Annotated in this window: 14 protein-coding genes; 11 read left to right on the forward strand and 3 right to left on the reverse strand. The window is 70.2% G+C overall.

Going from position 1 to position 16,982, the window contains the following annotated elements:
• The first annotated feature begins 23 nt into the window (after positions 1-23).
• From KYK13_RS15935 to KYK13_RS15965, 7 genes are read left to right on the forward strand one after another with little or no spacing between them, the layout of a single operon-like run.
• Positions 24-1,190: an acyl-CoA dehydrogenase family protein gene (locus KYK13_RS15935; protein ID WP_223645280.1), complete on the forward strand. Its 1,167-nt coding sequence runs from the start codon at positions 24-26 to the stop codon at positions 1,188-1,190.
• Positions 1,191-1,205: 15 nt separating this feature from the next.
• Positions 1,206-2,084 carry an SDR family oxidoreductase gene (locus KYK13_RS15940; protein ID WP_223645281.1) on the forward strand — a complete coding sequence of 293 codons (879 nt, stop codon included), beginning with the start codon at positions 1,206-1,208 and terminating at the stop codon, positions 2,082-2,084.
• A gap of 1 nt (position 2,085) precedes the next feature.
• Entirely contained in the window at positions 2,086-3,702 is a 1,617-nt protein-coding gene (locus tag KYK13_RS15945) for an acyl-CoA carboxylase subunit beta (protein ID WP_223645282.1), read from the forward strand.
• Between the two features lie 10 nt (positions 3,703-3,712).
• Complete coding sequence (locus tag KYK13_RS15950) at positions 3,713-5,725, forward strand: acetyl-CoA carboxylase biotin carboxylase subunit (protein WP_223645283.1); 2,013 nt, start codon at positions 3,713-3,715, stop codon at positions 5,723-5,725.
• The gene (locus KYK13_RS15955) at positions 5,722-6,495 is read left to right on the forward strand and encodes an enoyl-CoA hydratase family protein (protein WP_223645284.1); all 774 of its coding nucleotides are present in this window, start codon (positions 5,722-5,724) and stop codon (positions 6,493-6,495) included. The genes KYK13_RS15950 and KYK13_RS15955 overlap by 4 nt, the downstream gene beginning before the upstream one ends.
• Positions 6,496-6,548: 53 nt before the next feature.
• On the forward strand, positions 6,549-8,159 hold the full coding sequence (locus tag KYK13_RS15960) for an AMP-binding protein (protein ID WP_223645286.1): 1,611 nt from the start codon (positions 6,549-6,551) through the stop codon (positions 8,157-8,159).
• Positions 8,149-8,685: an SHOCT domain-containing protein gene (locus KYK13_RS15965; RefSeq protein ID WP_223645288.1), complete on the forward strand. Its 537-nt coding sequence runs from the start codon at positions 8,149-8,151 to the stop codon at positions 8,683-8,685. Before KYK13_RS15960 ends, KYK13_RS15965 begins: the two co-directional genes overlap by 11 nt.
• A gap of 100 nt (positions 8,686-8,785) precedes the next feature.
• Here the strand turns inward: KYK13_RS15965 and KYK13_RS15970 are convergent, their stop codons facing one another.
• On the reverse strand, positions 8,786-8,986 hold the full coding sequence (locus KYK13_RS15970) for a hypothetical protein (RefSeq protein ID WP_223645290.1): 201 nt from the start codon (positions 8,984-8,986) through the stop codon (positions 8,786-8,788).
• Between the two features lie 225 nt (positions 8,987-9,211).
• Between KYK13_RS15970 and KYK13_RS15975 the strand changes: the two genes are divergently transcribed.
• Positions 9,212-9,829 carry a hypothetical protein gene (locus KYK13_RS15975; RefSeq protein WP_223645292.1) on the forward strand — a complete coding sequence of 206 codons (618 nt, stop codon included), beginning with the start codon at positions 9,212-9,214 and terminating at the stop codon, positions 9,827-9,829.
• Positions 9,830-9,893: 64 nt separating this feature from the next.
• Here KYK13_RS15975 and KYK13_RS15980 read toward each other — a convergent pair whose 3' ends face one another.
• Complete coding sequence (locus KYK13_RS15980) at positions 9,894-10,448, reverse strand: DUF2231 domain-containing protein (RefSeq protein ID WP_223645294.1); 555 nt, start codon at positions 10,446-10,448, stop codon at positions 9,894-9,896.
• Positions 10,449-10,674: 226 nt separating this feature from the next.
• Here KYK13_RS15980 and KYK13_RS15985 point away from each other — a divergent pair, with 226 nt between their 5' ends.
• Positions 10,675-13,278 carry a DEAD/DEAH box helicase gene (locus KYK13_RS15985; RefSeq protein ID WP_223645295.1) on the forward strand — a complete coding sequence of 868 codons (2,604 nt, stop codon included), beginning with the start codon at positions 10,675-10,677 and terminating at the stop codon, positions 13,276-13,278.
• Between the two features lie 40 nt (positions 13,279-13,318).
• On the opposite strand, the gene KYK13_RS15990 is transcribed toward KYK13_RS15985, so the two are convergent.
• The gene (locus KYK13_RS15990; RefSeq protein ID WP_223645297.1) at positions 13,319-14,179 is read right to left on the reverse strand and encodes a haloalkane dehalogenase; all 861 of its coding nucleotides are present in this window, start codon (positions 14,177-14,179) and stop codon (positions 13,319-13,321) included.
• A gap of 151 nt (positions 14,180-14,330) precedes the next feature.
• Here KYK13_RS15990 and KYK13_RS15995 point away from each other — a divergent pair, with 151 nt between their 5' ends.
• Together KYK13_RS15995 and KYK13_RS16000 are read left to right on the forward strand one after the other, a co-directional pair.
• Positions 14,331-15,242 carry a LysR family transcriptional regulator gene (locus KYK13_RS15995; protein ID WP_223645299.1) on the forward strand — a complete coding sequence of 304 codons (912 nt, stop codon included), beginning with the start codon at positions 14,331-14,333 and terminating at the stop codon, positions 15,240-15,242.
• Positions 15,243-15,333: 91 nt separating this feature from the next.
• Positions 15,334-16,980, forward strand: a complete 1,647-nt coding sequence (locus KYK13_RS16000) for an endo alpha-1,4 polygalactosaminidase (RefSeq protein WP_223645301.1) — start codon at positions 15,334-15,336, stop codon at positions 16,978-16,980.
• Positions 16,981-16,982: the final 2 nt, after the last annotated feature.

Consider the following 16,982-nt stretch of genomic DNA (forward strand, 5'->3'; position numbering starts at 1 on the left):
GCCTTCGCAAACCGAGGAAGCCCATGCAGCACACCCAGGAACACCGCGCCATCCGCCAGACCGTCCGCAAGTTCGTGGAGCAGGAGCTGAACCCGCACGTCGACGCGTGGGAGGCCGCGGAGATCTTCCCGGCGCGGGAGGTCTTCAAGAAGCTGGGCGAGCTCGGCCTGCTTGGCATCACCAAGCCCACGGAGTTCGGCGGGCTGGGGCTGGACGCGTCGTTCTCCGTCGCCTTCGCTGAGGAGCTGGGCCACTGCACCTGCGGCGCGCTGCCCATGGCCATCGGCGTCGTGACGGACATGGCGACGCCCGCGCTCGCCCGCTTCGGCAGCGACGAGCTGCGGCGGGAGTTCCTGGCGCCCACGCTCGCGGGCGAGCGCGTCTGCTCCATCGCGGTGAGTGAGCCCGGCGCCGGCTCGGACGTGGCGAGCGTCACGACCACGGCGCGCCGGGACGGCGACGACTACGTCATCGACGGCAGCAAGATGTGGATCACCAATGGCATGCAGGCGGATTGGATCTGCCTGCTCGCCAACACGGGTGACGGGCCCGCGCACGCGAACAAGTCGCTCATCATCGTGCCCATGGACAGCCCCGGCATCACCCGGTCGAAGATCCGCAAGCTGGGCATGTGGGCGTCCGACACGGCGCAGCTCTTCTTCGACGGCGTGCGCGTCCCCACGCGCTTCCGCGTCGGTGACGAGGGGCGCGGCTTCGCCATGCAGATGCAGCAGTTCCAGGAGGAGCGGCTGTTCGTGTCGGCGAGCACGCTGGTCACCTTCGACCGGCTCATCGCGCAGACGGCCGAGTACACGCGGCAGCGCAAGGCCTTCGGCCAGTCCATCCTCGACAACCAGAGCGTGCACTTCCGGCTGGCGGAGCTGCAGACGGAGGTGGAGGCGCTCCGGGCGCTCATCTACCGGACCGTTTCCATGTACGTGGAGGACAAGGACGACCCGGAGGTCGTGAAGCTCGCCTCGATGTGCAAGCTCAAGTCGGGCCGGCTCGCCCGGGAGCTGGTGGACGGCTGCCTCCAGTACTGGGGCGGCATGGGCTTCACCTGGGACAACCCCGCCGCTCGCGCGTACCGCGACCTGCGCCTGGGCTCCATCGGGGGCGGCGCCGACGAGGTGATGCTCGGAATCATCAGCAAGGCCATGGGAACGCTGCCCCGCAAGGCGCGCGGCTGAGAGGAACACAACGACATGGGATACCGTTCAGTCTTCGCCAAGGACGCCTTCGCGGGCCGCACCATCATCGTCACCGGCGCCGGGAGCGGCATCGGGCGGTGCACCGCGCATGAGCTCGCGTCGCTCGGCGCGCACGTCGTCCTCGTCGGCCGCAAGCCGGAGAAGCTCGCGAAGGTCGCCGGGGAGCTGGCCGCGGAGGGCCATGCGTCCACGCAGCACGCGGTGGACATCCGCGACGAGGCCGGGGTGCGCGACATGGTCGCCGCCGTCGTCCAGGCGCGCGGGCGCATCCATGGGCTCGTGAACAACGCCGGCGGCCAGTTCCCGTCGCCGCTGTCGCAGATCTCCAAGAAGGGCTTCGAGGCGGTCGTCGCCACGAACCTCACCGGCGGCTTCCTGGTCGCGCGCGAGGTGTTCAACCAGTCGATGAGCGACCACGGCGGCGCCATCGTGAACATGCTCGCGGATGCGTGGAACGGCATGCCGGGCATGGGGCACTCGGGCGCGGCGCGCGCCGGCATGTTCAACCTGACGCAGACGGCAGCCGTCGAGTGGGCCTCCTCCGGCGTCCGCGTGAACGCCGTGGCGCCGGGCTGGGTCGCCTCCAGCGGCCTGGACACCTACGAGGACCCCTTCGTCCGCGAGATGATCCCCATCCTGCGCAAGCAGGTGCCCCTCCACCGGCTGGCCACCGAGGCGGAGGTGAGCGGCGCCATCGTGTTCCTGCTCTCTGACGTGGCGGCGTTCATCACCGGCGAGGTCATCCGCATCGACGGGGGGGCGTCCTGCAACACGAAGGCATTCCCCCTGGACGAGCACTCGAAGTCGAAGCCCTACGACGGGTTCCACCTCGCGGCGCCGCCCGCCATCCTCGACGGCCCGAAGGAGAAGTGACGTGCCCACGCTCGTCTCGCAGGTCGAACCGGCCTCCGCCACCTTCACCGCGCAGCGCAAGGAGATGCTCGACCGCGTCGCCGAGCTGCGCGCCATCGAGCAGAAGTCTCGCGACACCGAGCAGCAGGCCCGCGACAAGTTCAAGCAGCGCGGGCAGCTGCTGCCTCGCGAACGGCTGGCGCTGCTGCTCGACCGGGGCTCGCCCTTCCTGGAGCTGTCCACGCTCTGCGGCTACAAGCACCACGACGACACCGACGGCTCGCTGGCCGGTGGCAACACCCTCATCGGCATCGGCTTCGTGTCCGGCGTGCGCTGCCTGGTGTTCGTGAGCAACTCCGCCGTCAAGGGCGGCACCGCGACGCCCTGGGGCGTCCAGAAGGCGCTGCGCTCACAGGAGATTGCGTTGGAGAACCGGCTGCCCGTGGTGTCGCTCGTGGAGAGCGGCGGCGCGAACCTGCTCTACCAGCAGGAGATCTTCGTCCCGGGCGGGGAGACCTTCTACAACCAGGCGAAGCTGTCCGCGGCGGGCATTCCCCAGGTCACCGTCGTCCACGGTTCGAGCACCGCGGGCGGCGCGTACATCCCGGGCCTGTCCGACCACGTGGTCATGGTGCGCGGCAAGGCGAAGGTGTTCCTCGCGGGCCCTCCGCTGCTGCTCGCGGCCACGGGTGAGGTCGCCACGGACGAGGACCTGGGGGGCGCGGAGATGCACACCGCCGTGGCCGGCACGTCCGACCACCTGGCCGAGGACGACGCCGACGGCATCCGCATCGCGCGGGAGATCGTCGCGTCGCTCGGGTGGAATGACGCCCTGCCGGTGTCCACGCGTCCCAGCTTCGAGCCGCCGCGCTATGCAATGGAAGAGCTGTGCGGCGTGGTTCCCATGGACCACCGCAAGCCCTACGACTGCCGCGAGGTGATCGCCCGGATCGTGGACGGCTCGGACTTCTCGCCCTTCAAGGATGACTACGACGCGCTCACCGTCTGCGGCTGGGCGCGCATCGAGGGCCGGGCGGTGGGGCTCATTGGCAACAACGGGCCCATCACGGCGAAGGGCGCGACGAAGGCGGGGCAGTTCATCCAGCTCTGCTGCCAGGCGCGCACGCCCATCATCTACCTGCAGAACACCACCGGCTACATGGTGGGGACCCAGTCGGAGCAGGGCGGCATCGTGAAGCATGGGGCGAAGATGCTGCAGGCGGTGGCCAACGCGACCGTGCCGCAGCTGACGCTCCTGTTGGGCGGTGCCTTCGGCGCGGGCAACTACGGCATGTGCGGCCGCGCGTTCCACCCGCGCTTCATCTTCGCCTGGCCCAACGCGCGCACGGCGGTGATGGGCGGCGAGCAGGCGGCGAAGGTGCTGACCATCGTCGCCACGGAGAAGGCCCGGCGCGCGGGGCTTCCTCCCGACCAGGAGTTCCTGGACGGGATGGCGAAGCCGCTCATCGAGCAGTTCGACCGTGAGTCGGACGCCTTCCACTGCAGCGCGCGGCTGTTCGACGACGGCGTCATCGACCCCCGGGACACGCGGCGGGTGCTCGGGTTCCTCCTGGCCACGTGTGACGAGGCTTCGCGCCGCACGCTGGCGCCCAACTCCTTCGGCGTCGCCCGGCTGTAGCGAGGGAATCATGAAACGCATCCACAAGGTGCTGGTGGCGAACCGGGGTGAGATCGCCGTGCGTGTGCTGCGCACGTGCCGCCGGCTCGGCTTGCGCACGGTCGCGGTCTTCTCCGACGCGGACCGGGAGGCCCCTCACGTGCGACTGGCTGATGAAGCCATGCACCTGGGGCCTCCTCCCGCGAAGGAGTCCTACCTCTCCATCGAGCGGGTCCTCGCCGCGGCGAAGGCGTCCGGCGCGGATGCCATCCATCCCGGCTACGGCTTCCTGTCGGAGAACGAGGACTTCGCTCGCGCGTGCGAGGAAGCGGGCTTCGTGTTCGTCGGGCCGCCAGCGGAAGCCATCGAGCTGATGGGGAACAAGCGGCAGGCGAAGCTGCGCATGCAGGCCGCGGACGTGCCGTGCATCCCCGGCTATGAAGCCGCCCGTCCCGGTGAGTCGCTCGATGACGAGGCCCTGGTTCGCGAGGGCCAGCGCGTCGGATTCCCCATCATGGTGAAGGCGGCGGCGGGTGGCGGCGGACGCGGCATGCGGCTGGTCCGCGAGCCAGGGGCGTTGCTCGACGCGATCCGCTCCGCGCGTTCGGAGGCGACGAACGCGTTCGGCAGCGGCGAGCTCATCCTCGAACGCGCGATTGAGGGCGCGCGTCACGTGGAGGTGCAGGTCTTCGCGGACGCGCACGGAAACGCGGTGCACCTGGGCGAGCGCGACTGCTCCGTCCAGCGGCGGCACCAGAAGGTGATTGAAGAGAGTCCGTCCCCGGCCGTGACGCCCGAGCTGCGCGAGCGCATGGGGGCCGTGGCGGTGCAGGCCATCCGCGCCATCGGGTATCGCGGCGCGGGGACCATCGAGTTCCTCCTGGCGCCCCATGGCGACTTCTTCTTCATGGAGATGAACACGCGCCTCCAGGTGGAGCACCCGGTGACGGAGCTCATCACCGGGCTCGACCTGGTGGAGTGGCAGTTGCGCGTCGCCGACGGCGAGCCGCTTCCGCTGACGCAGCCGGAGATCACCTGGCGCGGGCACGCCATCGAAGCGCGTCTGTGCGCGGAGGATCCGGCCAGGGGGTTCCTCCCGCAGACGGGCCGGCTCATCGCGTGGGAGCCGCCGGCGGGGGAGGGCATCCGCGTGGACCATGGCGTGCGTGAAGGTCAGGACGTCACGCCGTTCTATGACTCCATGCAGGCGAAGCTCGTCGCTTACGGACCGGACCGCGAGACGGCGCGTGAACGGCTGGCCGCGGCGCTGCGCGAGCTGACGGTGTTCGGTGTCACGACGAACAGCACGTTCATCCAGCACGTCCTCGCCCACGAGGCGTTCCGCTCCGGCCGGTACGACACGGGCTTCGTCGGTGCGCACACGCCACCGGACACGCTTCAGGCGCTCGGGAGGGCCTCGACGGAGGAGCAGGCCGTCCTGGCCGCGCTGCTCTTCCACGATGATGCGCAGGCGCTCGCGCGGAAGGGCGGCTTCGACGCGGCGCTCTCTGGCTGGAGCAGCTCCTACGCCCTGCCGGTGCCGGTCAGCCTGCATGACGGGACTTCGGAGTTCCGCGCTTCCGTGCGCCCCGTCGCACCGGAGACCTACGAGGTCCGCGTCGGAGACACCCAGGTCGCGATCTCCCTGCGCACTCTTGGCTCCGAGCGAGCGGAGGTCGAGGTGGCGGGACGTCGCCGCGCGGTCCGCTACCGCCGCGCGGGGGGCACCCTGTGGTGCGCGCTCGACGGCATCACGCGGCAGCTGCGCGATGTCTCCTTCCGGCCGCCCTCCGAACGTGAGCGCGCCAGCGATGGCCGCCTGCGCGCGCCCATGGATGGCCGCATCATCCGGGTGAGCACCGAGGTCGGCGCGACCGTGAAGCGGGGCGACGTGCTGGTGGTGCTCGAGGCGATGAAGATGGAGTCCTCCATCATCGCGCCCACGGATGGCGTGGTCACGGCGGTGAATGTCACGGTCGGGGCGCAGGTGCCGGCTCGGCACGTCGTCGCGGTCGTCTCCCCTGCAGCGAAGGAGGCAGCATGAGTGAAGCACCGCTCGTCCGGTATGAAGTCTCGCGTGGCGTCGCCACCCTCACGCTCGACTCGCCCCGCAACCGCAACGCGCTGTCGCGGGCGCTCGTCACGCAGTTGCTGGAGCAGCTGCGCTCCGTGGCGTCCAACCCGGAGGTGCGCGCGGTCGTGCTCGCGGCCACCGGGCCCGCGTTCTGCGCTGGCGCGGACCTCTCGGAGATGACCGACGGTGGCGCCGCGAAGGCACCCGCCGTGCTGCTCGACGTGCTGCGGGCGATCGTGACGTTGCCCCAGCCTGTCGTGGCGAAGGTCGCCGGGCAGGTGCGGGCCGGGGGCATCGGCATCGTGGGCGCGTGCGACGTGGCCGTCGTCGCGGAGTCCGTGAAGTTCGCCTTCACGGAGGCGCGCATCGGCGTGACGCCCGCGGTCATCTCCCTCACCACGCTGCCGCACCTGACCAGCCGGGCGGCGAGCCGCTACTTCCTCACCGGTGAGGCCTTCGACGCGGCCGAGGCCGCCCGCATCGGGCTCATCACCTCCGCGGTGCCAGATGCGTCACTGGACGGCGCCGTCGAGCAGATCCTGGAGACGTTCCGCGTGTCGTCTCCGCAGGGTCTGCGCGAGACGAAGCAGTTGGTGGCCTCGGGCCTTCGCGCGCGCCTGGATGCCGGGGGCGCTGATATGGTCGCGCTCTCTGGTCGTCTGTTCGCCTCGGAAGAGGCGCAAGAGGGAATGCTCGCCTTCCTGGAGCGCCGGCCTCCTTCGTGGGCCGCTCCGAAATAGGCGGCGAGGCCCCGGTTCGACCTGACGCCCCGACGGGCGGAATGGAGCACAGGATGTCCGTGACGCAGCAAGCGCAGTCCCCTCGCATCGGCCGGATCTCCCTGGGAGACATCGTCTACCGGTCGGCGTTGCGATGGCCGGAGCGGACGGCGCTCGTTGATGGGGACCTCGAGCTCTCCTATGCGGAGCTCGACCGGCGCTCGAGCGCGTTCGCGCACTACCTGCTCGCGCAGGGGCTGCCCCAGGGCGCGCGCATCGCGATGCTCTGTGGCAACTCGGCGCAGATGGTCACCGCCTTCGTGGGCATCTACAAGTCGGGGTTCGTCTGGGTGCCCATCAACACCGGCCTCTCGGTGGAGGGCATCCAGTACATCCTCCAGCACGCCGAGGCGACCCACGCCGTCATCGACGCCGAACTGCTCGCGAAGCCCGGGCTGCGGCCGATGCTCGACGCGCTGGGCACCCGCGTCATCGTCTGCGTACCGGAAGGACAGGCGGCGCCGGGGGGAGACACGGTCGCGTTCCTGGACACGCTGAAGGGCCAGCACGGCACGTTGCCGCAGGTGGACATCGCGAGCGGCCAGCTCGCGCAGATCATGTACACCAGCGGCACCACGGGTCAGCAGAAGGGCGTCATGCACTCGCACGCGTCGGTGCAGGCGGCGCTGAGCGGGAACCTGTTCGAGCTGGGGATGCGTCCGGTGGACTCCACCCTCTGCGTGCTGCCGATGTTCCACTGCGCGCAGCACGCCATCGTGATGACGTTCCTCCTGGCCGGGGCGACCGTCGTCGTGCGGCGGGTCTTCGACCCGGGCGCGATGCTCGCGACCATCGAGCAGCGCGGCATCACGTTCCTGATGGGCCTGCCGGTGATGTACGGCGCCATGCTGGCGCATCCGGCGCGGCCTGCCACGAAGCTCTCCAGCTTGCGCCTGTGCCTCTACGTGATGGCGCCCATGGCGCGCACGCTGCTCGTGGATCTCATCGAGCACTTCTGCCCCGGAGGCTTCGCGCTCGCGTCGGGGCAGACGGAGATGTATCCGGCGACGACCCTGTTCAAGCCGGAGCAGCAGCTCAAGCGCTTCGGCTCGTACTGGGGCGACTCGGTCGTGACGAACGAGACGGCCATCATGGATGACGACGGCCGGCTGCTGGGGCGGGGCGAGGTGGGGGAGATCGTCCACCGCGGGCCGAACGTGATGCTCGGCTACTACAAGGACCCGGAGGCGACGGCGAAGGCGAGCGCCTTCGGCTGGCACCACACCGGCGACCTGGGCATGTTCGACGCGGACGGCCAGCTCCTCTTCGTGGACCGCAAGAAGGACATGATCAAGACGGGCGGAGAGAACGTCCCGTCCATCAAGGTCGAGGAGGTCCTCCTGCGCCACCCCGCGGTGCTCCAGGTCGCGGTGGTGGGCCTGCCGCACGCGCGCTGGACGGAGGCCGTGACGGGCTTCGTCGTGCTCAAGCCCGGCGCCTCCGCCACGGAGGCGGAGATCAACGCCCACTGCCGTCAGCACCTCGGCGGGTTCGAGGTGCCGAAGGCCATTGTCCTGCTCCCGGCCATGCCGCAGACGAGCACCGGCAAGGCGCAGAAGTTCGTGCTCCGCCAGCAGTACGCGCGGCACTATGAGGACGGGAGTGGTGGGGCGAATGCGCACTGAGGGCGTGCTCCTGGCGGTGCTGATGGGGCTCTGGGGGCTGATCCTCATCATGGCTGGCGTGCTCGTCGTACGCGCACTCACCCGGGCGTCGAGGAGGGGCGAGGTCCGCAAGAACGGGCTGCCTGGCGAGGCCACGGTGCTGGAGTGCACGCCCACCCGGATGTTCATCAACCACAGACAGGTCGTCGACTTCCTGTTGGACGTCCAGCTCCCCGGCCGGACGCCGTACCAGGTCCGGCTGAAGAGCCGATGGCATGACTGGAACGTCCGCGTGCTGGACGTGGGCCTGCGGCTCAACGTCAAGGTCGACCCGGACGACCCCCAGACCCTCGTCGTCGTGGGGCCGGTCGTCGCGCAGGACCTGGGCAGGTTCCTCCTCCAGGGGATGGAGGCAATGGTGTCAGGTCAGCCAGCGCCACGAGATCCGGTGAAGGCCCTGGCGGACCTCCAGCGGATGGCCGATGCGGGCCTCGTCACGGACGAGGAGTACGCGCGGAAGAAGGCGGAGATCCTTGGGCGGCTTTGAGCGGGCGCGGCTCATCGGGATGAAGTCTTTCGCCGGGGCGCTCACCTGAGCCCGATGGCCGGGCCCCAACAGGGCCCGGCCGCGGTTCATCTGTTGCGGCCTACTGGCAGATGGTGAAGTCGGAACACACGCACCGCCCACCGCCGCCCAGTCCACACTGCCGGAAGCACGAGCAGTCCTCGTTCATACAGATGTTGGAGCAGATGCCTCCGGCCTCGGAGCTGGCGGGCATCAGCGTCCCGGCGGCGCCACCGGCCACGACGCCCAGCATGAACACCCACTTCGCGATTCCCTTGCGCATGTACGACCTCCCAGGTTGAACGGCCCGTCCATTCTAGGGGCGAGTCCTCCAGTGCACTAGGCTCGATACCGAGGGCCCGGTGCCCGGTGCCTCCGCATCTTGGATGAAGCCTCTCCGTCTCATCCGAGGGGGGCCTTCCCGACTCCCAACCCATCCTCAAGGTCAGTGGCTCCCGAGGAGCTGTTTCTCGACCTTCTGCGCGGACCGTTGAGGGAGGTGCATGCAATGAAGGCATTCAAGGCGGTGCTGCTGGGAGCGCTCGCGTCGGCGCTGCTCGTTGGCGCGGGGTGCAAGAGCACGAAAGCCAATGGCGCGGCGGGGAGCGGCACTGGCGGCTCCGGACTGGTGGACACCGGGGGCGCTGGCGCGGCGAACGTCGGTGGAAGCTCCGGTGAAACGGGGGGAACCGCGCCTGTCTATGGCGACGGTGGCAGCCCGGGGCCAGGGGCGAGCCAGGGGACGGGGGGCTCGAGCACGGGCGGCAGTGGCGTGGGCGGTGGCTCCACCACCGACGGTACCTCCAGCGGCGGAGGCACGAGCAGCGGCTCGGGCGGTGGCGGCTACGGTGGCGAAGGAGGCACGAGCACTGGCGGCACGGGCAGTGGCGGCTACGGAGGCCAAGGTGGCACGAGCACTGGCGGCTCGGGTGGAGGCGGCTACGGTGGCGAAGGAGGCACGAGCACCGGCGGCTCCGGTGGAGGCGGCTACGGGGGCGAAGGAGGCACGAGCACTGGCGGCTCCGGTGGGAGCGGTTCGAGCAGTGGTGGCTCGGGCTCGGGCGGTGGTGGCTCGGGTGGCTCGGGCTCGGGTGGTGGCGGAGGCGGCGGCGCCATGAGCCGCTGACCCTGACGAGCCGAGGGCGCGTGATTCGCGTCCTCGGCTCTGGCGTGGCTTCTTGCCCGTGGGCTCAGCGCGGCGTGCGCGCCCAGCTCATCAGCCACGCGGCGCCCCGGCCCGCGTCCTTCAGGAGCGCCACGGGGGCTTCGCGCGACAGCAGCGGGGGTTCCTTCACCGAGCCCTGCGGAGCGTTCTGCGGCATTGGGGTGATGCCGATGCCCTGCTCGTAGACCATCCTCCCGCTGAGCGCCGCCGTGACGAGCGCGCTGGCGCACGCGGTCAGACCCAGCACTGTCGTCAGGACGGTGGGAGGCCGAGCCTGCCGCCAGGCCATGAGGCCCAGCGCGCCCGCCGTGATGAGGGCATTGCCCATGCCGTGCACGAACGTCAGCTCCCGGGCGCGCGGCGCGTTCATGCGGACCTCCTTGCTCGCTGCCAGGCCCGACACCCCGGCGAATACGGCGCTCGCCGCGCCCACGACCCACAGGCGGCGGCCCACCTTCTCCCAGGCGCGATCTCCCGTCCTCACCACGACGAGGTCCGCCACGGCCGCCGTCGGCAGCAACGCCAGTGGCATGTGCACCAGCGCCGGGTGCAGCTCCTGAAGCAACAGCTTCCTTTCCATCGTTCCCCCTCCCAGGTTCCTGAGACTGGAAGGTCGCCATGGGGCAAGGCCACCATGTGCCCCCGAAGTCCGAGCGCTCGGTCTTTCGCGGATGCGCCGTGGGCGACGTTTCCACTGGATCCACGTCCAGAGGACCTGTCTTGCGCGGCTGCCTGCCTCCTTCTGATGGGGCCCGGATGCGTCTGACGCTTCCCCGGGACATCGCCCGTGCGTATCACTGGCCTTCGTGCGCACCCCTACTGACCGCTTCCTGCCACCCCACGCCGATGCTTCCTCCCCGCGCGGGCGGGTGGTGGTCATCGCACCCACGCGTGCCGCGTGCGAGACCATCGAGCTGGCGCTCGGCCTGGAGCTGCGCACGCACCTGCTAGAGCACCACGGCGAGCGCCTGCGCACGCTGGCCCGGAGCGGGCAGGGGTTCGGCATCGTCGCGGGCACCGGCACGGGCAAGACGCTCGCCATCCGCCCCATCGCGGAGGAGCTCGTGGGCCGGAGCCCCTTGAGGGTGGCGGTGGTCAACCGCGAGCGGGAGGCGACCGAGGGGACGCCGCTCGCGGACGTGGCCATCGTCACCACCGGCATCGCGCGGCGCTGGTTCCAGGGCGGCGCCATCCGGCGCGAGGACACCCTCATCGTGGATGAGATCCACCAGACCTCCGCCGAACTGGAGCTGTGCCTGGCCCTGGGCAAGCGCGTGGGCTGCCGCTTCATCTGGCTCTCCGCCACGGTGGATCCGGCCTTCTACGCGCGCTACCTGGACAGCGTGGACGTGCTTCAGGTGTCCACCTTCGATCCCCACAAGGCGGCGCGCGTGGAGGTGGAGCGCCGCCAGCCGCTGTCGTTCCTCGACGAGGACTTCCTGCGGGACGTGCAGCTGCGAGGGCGCGGGGTGGGCGTGTTCCTGGCCACGCGTGCGGGCGTGGAGGAGGCGGCGGCCCACGTGCGAGCCATCGCGCCGGAGGTACACGCGGCGCACTACCACGGCGGTGAACCGCTGCGCGCCATCCGTCCCTTCCTGGACGGCACGGCGCCGCAGCCCTTCGTGCTAGCGATGACGGCGGCGGGGCAGAGCGCGCTCAACGTGCCGGGCCTGGACACCGTCGTCATCGACGACCTGCGCTTCACGAACGTGGTGGAGGGCGGCCGCAACGTCCTCACCCGCGTGCACCTGGGCAACAACGAACTCCTGCAAATGGCAGGGCGCGTGCACGGACGGGTGGCGGGCGGACGCGTCTTCATCCTGAGCGACCGGTCCATCCACTTCAGCTCGCTGCGGCCCACCGAGCCCGAGTTCCAGCTCGCGGGCGAACCGGAGCGGGTGGCGCTCACGGCGGCGGCGCTCGGCGTGCGGGCGGATGAGCTGGAGCTGCCCGTGCCGCTGGACCGCAATGCCTATCGGCGGGCGCTCGCGAAGCTCCAGGCGCGCAACATCGTGGACGTGGACGGGCGGCTGTCCGACTACGGCCGCGCGGTGGAGGCCCTGCCCGTGGAGCGTCCGTGGGCGGAGCTCATCGTCAACGCGGAGGATGCGCTGCTGCCCTTCCTCGCGGTGTGCAGCGCGGTGGAGTCCCTGCACCGGATGACGCGCGAGGAGCGGAACCTGGAAGGGGTGCTCGTGCCCGGCAGTGACCACCTGACCGCGTACAACCTCTACGCCGAGGCCTTCAGCGCGGCGGGGACGGTGGGAGAGGTGCAGGGGCTGCCACGCCACGTCTTCGACCCGGAGAAGCTCGCGGCCTGGGCGGAGGGGCGCGGGGTGCTGGTGAAGGCCCTGGAGGACGCGGCGCTCGCGCTGGCGAGCGTGTACCGCAGCGTGCGGCTGGCGCTGCCGGCGCGCATGCCGTTCGCGAACACGCGCGTCTACCAGCGCTTCTGCGACCTGCTCGCGCGCTTCATGCCCTTCGACCTGGTCATCGACGAGCGCACGGCCTGGGGCGAGCTCGCGCGCGTGTCGAAGACGAGCGTGTGCGGCAACCTGGGCGCGGTGGCGGGCACGCTGCGCTACTTCGCCGACCGCAACGGCGACTCACAGGCCGCCATCGAAGGCACCCAGCTGCCCCAGGCGCTGCTGCGCCGTTACGCGCACCGTCACTCTGCCGCGCCCGTGTACGACGCGCGCTTCCGCTCGGTCGTGCTCGTCACGCGGGTGGACTTCTTTGGCTTCGCGCTGGAACAGGAGGTGGAGGTGCTGCGCGCCTGGGGGCCGGAGCTCGCCAGGGCGGCAAGGCACGCGCTCGCCGAGGCGCTGGCTCGGGGCGAGGCGCCGCATCCCGCGGTGGACCGGCATCGGGTCACCATCGCGGAGGTTCGCGAGCTGTGGCGGCGCTCGGGAGGCACCACCGCGCCGCTGGGGCAGCCGGAGCTCACCGCGCTCTATGAAGCGCAGCTCGATGGCGTGGACACGCTCGACGACTTCCGGGCGCGCCCGCTGCGGCTCGACCTGGACGCGCTCGTGCCGCGCGAGACGCGTCAGGCCCTCCTGGCGCTTCCGGACACCGTGGAGGTTCGCGAGCAGGCGGTGCCGCTCGAGTACGACGTGGAGGAGCTGCCGGACGGGGCTCCGAGGGGCGTGGTGCGGCTGCACCTGCCGGAGAAGCTCGCCCGCACGTTGGTGGAGGAGGAACTGCCCCTGCTGGACCGCCCCCAGCGCTTCAGCGTGGCCCGGGGCAGGCGGGGCGTGCTCCAGGCCCGCTCGCTCCTCGAGCTCCAGGAGCTCCTCGACCAGCCATGGATGCCCGACGAGATTTCCGAGGCCACCCGTGAGCGGTCGCCCCCGGAGCGCGGCGCTCCCAGACATGGAGGCCGCAAGGGCGGCAAGCGGTGGCGTTGAGCCGGCAAGCCCTCGCGGCATTCAAGACGCGGCATGCATGTCATCCGCCGAGGCGATCCAGCCAGCTCCGGATTGCGTGTGCGATGTCCTCGGGTGCGTCTTCTGGCGCATGGTGCCCCGCGCGCCCGAGCGGGACGATTTCGACGGCCGGGAGATTGCCGCGCGCCCACTCGATGATGTGCGGCGCGTTGAGCCCGGTATCCCCAAAGGTCAGCAGGAGCACCGGCGTCGCGGACGGCCGCGCGAGCCACGCATCGTAGCTCTCGACCACCTCGACGACGTCCGCGGGCTGACCTTCGATGGGGATTTCACGCGGCCACTGCAGCACCGGGCGTCGTGAGGCCGCATCCGGGTAGGGGGCCTGGTACACGGCCCGATCCTCCTCTGCGAGTCCACGCAGGACGCCGTTCGCGAAGGACCGTGCGAGGAACGCGTTCTGTTCGAGCACGAGCTGCTCTCCCACTCCCGGTGTGCGCAGGGCGCGGAACAGCTTCTCGCCCTCGGCACTCCAGTCGCTCCAGGCCATCGGGCGCAGGAAGGTCTCGAAGACGACCACTCCCCGCACGCGGTCCGGGTGCCGCCGCGCCCAATCCAGCGCCAGCACACCGCCCCAGTCGTAGCCGACGAGCACGACGTCCCGCAGGTCGAGCGCCGCGAACCACGCGTCGAGATACTTCGCATGGTCCGCGAACCGGTAGGAGATGTCCGGCTTGCCCGAGCTCCCCATCCCGATGAGGTCCGGTGCGATGCACCGGCCCCGGTCGGCGAGTCGCGGGATGACGTTGCGCCACACGTGTGAGGACGTGGGGTTGCCGTGCAGGAGCACGATGGGCGAGCCCGTCCCGGCCTCGCAATACGAGATGAACGAGTCCTGGACCTGGCGTTGATGAAGCATGGGCATGGGACGGCTCCGGGAAGGAGGTGATGGGGAGGTGCGGCATGCGACGAGCACGCCCGCGACGAGACAGCCGAGCAGTCCGTGCATGCACCCATGATGGGGAAGGAGAGCCCACCCTGGTAGTGATGGTTCGTGAGGTCTAGGCTCACGAACCGTGAGCATTTCGATCTCGGCCCTCGACCTGAACCTCCTGCTGGTGCTCCACACCGTGCTCACCGAGCGCAGCGTCGTGCGCGCGGCCGAGCAGCTCCACGTCACGCCGTCCGCCATCAGCAACAGCCTCGCGCGCCTCCGCTCCGTGCTGGGCGACCCGCTGGTCACGCGCAAGGGCCGTGGCATCGTCCCCACGCCCCGCGCGCTCGCGCTCGCCCCCGCCATCGCGCGAGGCTTGCGGGAGTTGGAGTCGGGGCTGCACGAGGCGCCGTTCGAGCCGGCGCAGTGCAAGCGCACCTTCACGCTCGCCATCGCTGACGCGGGTCAGGTCACCTGGGGACCGCGAATCGCGGCCCGGATGATCCTGGAGCTGCCGAGCGCGCGCCTCTCCGTGGTGGGCATCGCTTCGCTCGTCGCGCTCGGAGACCTGGCGTCGTCCCAGGTCGACCTGCACCTCGGTCTGGCCGGACGGGGCGCGGGACTGCACATCGAGCCCCTGCTGGACGAGCGCACGGTGCTCGTGGCCCGAGAAGGTCATCCCGCGCTCGGCAGGCGCCTGTCGCCCCGTGCGCTCGGCGCGCTCCGGCACGTGGCGGTGGAGATGGTGCCGGGAAAGGGCTTCCGCGACCTCATCGCTGTCGCGTACGCACGCGCTGGCATCCGCCGCGAGGTCGCGATGACGGCGCCATCCTTCCTGACGGCCGCGTCGATGGTGGCCGCGACCGACCTCGTCGCGACGCTGCCGGAGTCACTCGTCGCCGCACAGGGGACGCGCCTGGGCGTGCGCAGCGTCAACGCGCCGGTGCCCGCGCATACCGTCAAGCTGGCCCTGTGCTGGCATGACCGGACCCACGCCGACCCGGCGGCGCGCTACTTCCGCGAGCTGGTGCGCCGCGCGGTGCTGGACGTGTGAGCGGCGGGTGGGAGCCGCGAGCGCCTGGAAAATTCCATCCAAGTGATGGGCGTGCCTTTTGTGATAGCCCATGCCCAACCCTGGAGGCGCGATGTCGAAATGGATTACCGGGCTGATCCCCTGTCTGGCTTTGCTGCTGTCCGCTTGCGTGTCCTCGGAAGGAGATGAGGCGCTGGCGCCGGAGGACCAGCAGCAGGCCCTGCCGGGCTCGGAGGTCATCGACTTCGCCTCCGCGAGCACGCTGGCGAACACCGACGCGTCGGGCAAGAGCGGCGGCATGGGCGTGCTCAAGACGAACAGCGCGACCTGCACGGTCGGCGCGTACGCGGACTGCCATGCGCAGTACATCGAGTTCAGCCCCAGCTACACGGGCTACCTGACCTTCAATCTCTCCAGCCTCACCCAGGCAGCGCCCACCCCGGCGCAGATCACCAGACTCCAACTGCTGACGAAGTACCAGGGGCCCGCGGCCGCCACGTCCTACTACCAGTGGCAGCTCTACCGGTTCTCGACCTCCAGCTGGGTCACCCTCGCCAACTCGCAGGGGCGCGGCGAGTGGGTGTGGACGCCGGCCCTGACGCTGGACCTCCCGTCCACCGAGGTGGCCTCGAACTTCGTGTCGAGCACCGGCGACATCCGCGCGCGCCTCATCAAGGGCGCGGGCTCGGACGCGGCGCAGCTCGACAGCCTTCGCCTCCAGGTGTCCTGGGACATCGGCTCGGTGTGCACTGCGGAGACGGATGCGGCCTTCTGCTCGCGGCTGGGCATGAACTGCGGGCAGGTGAGCGGCACCGACAACTGCGGGCAGGCTCGCACGGTCTCCAGCTGCGGTACCTGCCAGGGCCCTGCGTCGTGCGGCGGTGGCGGCACCCCGAACGTCTGCGGTGAGGCTTCCTCCTGCACGGTGGCGGCCTTCCCCAAAGGCACCACCTGGATGTGGGACCTGGAGCACGCGTCCATTCCCACGAACCTCAACGCCCAGGTCTACGTCGTGGACCTCTTCAATACGACGAGCGCGAAGATCCAGGAGTACAAGACCGCCGGCAAGAAGGTGGTCTGCTACTTCAGCGCGGGCACCTTCGAGAACTGGCGGGATGACGCGAGCCAGTTCCCGCAGGACACGTACTGCAGCCCCGGGGAGAACTGCGCGCAGTCCGTCCACATCCTGGGTGACTGGTGCACGAGCGGCGGCGGCTGTGAGTGGTGGTTGGATCACCGCAAGCCGTCGGTGCGGACGGTGATGACGTCGCGCATGCAGCTGGCCAGGACCAAGGGCTGCGACGCGGTGGAGCCGGACAATGTCGACGGCTACTCGCACGATGATGGAATCACCTGCGCCGACCAGGCCTGCTGGGGCCTCACGGCGGCGAACCAGCTGGACTACAACCGCTGGCTGGCCACCACCGCCCACTCGCTGTGCCTGGGCATCGCGCTCAAGAACGACGTGGACCAGGTCTCGGCGCTCGCGGACTCCTTCGACTTCGCCATCAACGAGGAGTGCCAGAAGTACAACGAGTGCGGCGTCTACAAGACGGCGTTCACCAACAAGAACAAGGCGGTCTTCAACGCCGAGTACCGCAAGGACTCGAGCGGCGACCTCACCAACTGGACGTCGTGCACCGGAACCGGGGCGACCTGCGCCTGTGGTGAGAGCGGCTTCGCCCAGGGCGACCTGCGCACCCTGGTCTTCAGCACCGCGTCCGTGCGCTACGACAATCTCCAGTTCGCCTGCTGGTAGCG

It is taken from the genome of Corallococcus sp. EGB, assembly GCF_019968905.1.
Classification (GTDB): domain Bacteria; phylum Myxococcota; class Myxococcia; order Myxococcales; family Myxococcaceae; genus Corallococcus.